The organism is Streptomyces sp. NPDC016469 (assembly GCF_040632905.1).
In the GTDB taxonomy this organism is placed as follows: Bacteria; Actinomycetota; Actinomycetes; order Streptomycetales; family Streptomycetaceae; genus Streptomyces.
In genome coordinates this window covers 1-1,481 of record NZ_JBEYCQ010000110.1, presented here as the reverse complement: position 1 = coordinate 1,481, position 1,481 = coordinate 1, and the positions used below count along the sequence as shown (strand labels likewise).

General features: G+C 66.2%; 3 protein-coding genes. 2 read left to right on the top strand and 1 reads right to left on the bottom strand.

The window, feature by feature from the left end; translation table 11 throughout:
- Together ABZ565_RS35545 and ABZ565_RS35540 are read left to right on the top strand one after the other, a co-directional pair.
- Positions 1 to 95, top strand: a 95-nt coding sequence (locus ABZ565_RS35545; protein ID WP_353787965.1) for an adenosylhomocysteinase, incomplete at its 5' end; no start/stop codon positions are given.
- Positions 96 to 273: 178 nt separating this feature from the next.
- The gene (locus tag ABZ565_RS35540; protein ID WP_361036459.1) at positions 274 to 885 is read left to right on the top strand and encodes a hypothetical protein; all 612 of its coding nucleotides are present in this window, start codon (positions 274 to 276) and stop codon (positions 883 to 885) included.
- Between the two features lie 392 nt (positions 886 to 1,277).
- On the opposite strand, the gene ABZ565_RS35535 is transcribed toward ABZ565_RS35540, so the two are convergent.
- Positions 1,278 to 1,481 (bottom strand): hypothetical protein (locus ABZ565_RS35535; RefSeq protein WP_361036456.1); only part of this gene is annotated, 204 nt, incomplete at its 5' end.

Here is a 1,481-nt window from a genome sequence, read left to right as displayed (position 1 = left end):
TCGGCGTGAAGCTCACGACCCTCCGCCCCGAGCAGGCCGCGTACATCGGCGTCGAGGTCGACGGCCCGTACAAGCCCGACCACTACCGCTACTGATCCCCCTACCGGCCCGGAACCGGCCGGACCTCGAACGGTCCGGCCGATCCGGTCCGGTACCGGGCGCTCAGCGCGGCCCGGGCCTATCAGCGGCAGCGACGAACGCAGGCCCCCGCACCCCCGTGTCGGGGGCCTGCGCCGTACCGCACCCGCATGAGCCGAGGACTCGAAGGACCCCATGCCCCGCGGCCGATATTCGCTCCACGATGTCCACGACCACACCCCTCTCGGCGAAGAACACTTCCACTGCGCGCCCGGCCCTTCCGGCTGGCGCTACATCTCCCAAACGACCGCCCCGTCCGGCAGTCACCTGGGATCCGTCGACCTCACCCTCGATGAACTCGGCCGCCCCCTCCGACTCGAACTCCATTCCGCCGACTGGCAGGTCCGCGGTGCCGCCCTGGAGGGCCTCACCTGGGTCCGTACCGACCCGACGGGCACTCATGCCACCGAAGGCAATGTCCGCGCCCACGCCTTCAACGGCACTTCCCCCGCTTTCCTCGTCGCGACCGCTCGTCTGCTGCGCCTCACCCCCACTTCCCCCGAGACCCGCGTCCGGGTCGTCACCTTCACGGACCCGGTCCTCGCCCCCCGTACCCTCGACCAGTCCTGGGCCCTGGTGAAGAGTGAAGCGCACCCCACTGACAACGGCCCCCTGAAGGTGGACGCATACCAGGTCAGCGCCCTGGACACGGGCGAGCGGCACACGATCCACCTTGCGGGCGACGTGGTGCTCTCCGCCCCCGGTATCGAGCTCGAAGACCTGGACTCCCCACCCTCCGACCGCTAGAGCCTCCGTCGCGCGGGCGGCACGGCCCGGTGGCCGCCGGGCCGTGCCGACATCAGGCCGTACGCCGGCCGGAGGCCCCTGCGAGATGCCTGCCCCGGCACCGGCCGACGAGCTGGATGCGGTCGAACGAAGCGCCGAGGTGCCGACCGCTGCCTGATGTGCATCTGGCGCTGCTGACCTGCTAGTCTCCTCTTCGCCCCAAAAAACCGTTGACACGGCGAAGTGGGGGAGGTAGATTTAAACGGTTGCCTCGAACTGGACAGGTTCGGGTTCAGCCAGCTAATATCTATCTCGCTCTCACCGGAAATCGAATTTCCGCAGAGCCATTCGATTCCCACCTTCTGAAGTTGAAGCCGATTAGGTTCGGTCGAAACGCTTCTGATAAAGTCGAATCAGCCGAAAGGCAAGGCCACTTCAACGGCCGCCGGAATCAAATTCGAACCGGAAACGGAACGAAATGAGTCTGGTAAGGTTGAAACCGCCGAAAGGCAAAAAGAAAGCCCCGCTTCGACCGGGAATCGGACACGAAAGAGTCTGATAGAGTCGGAAACGCAAGACCGAAGGGAAGCGCCCGGAGGAAAGCCCGAGAGGGTGAG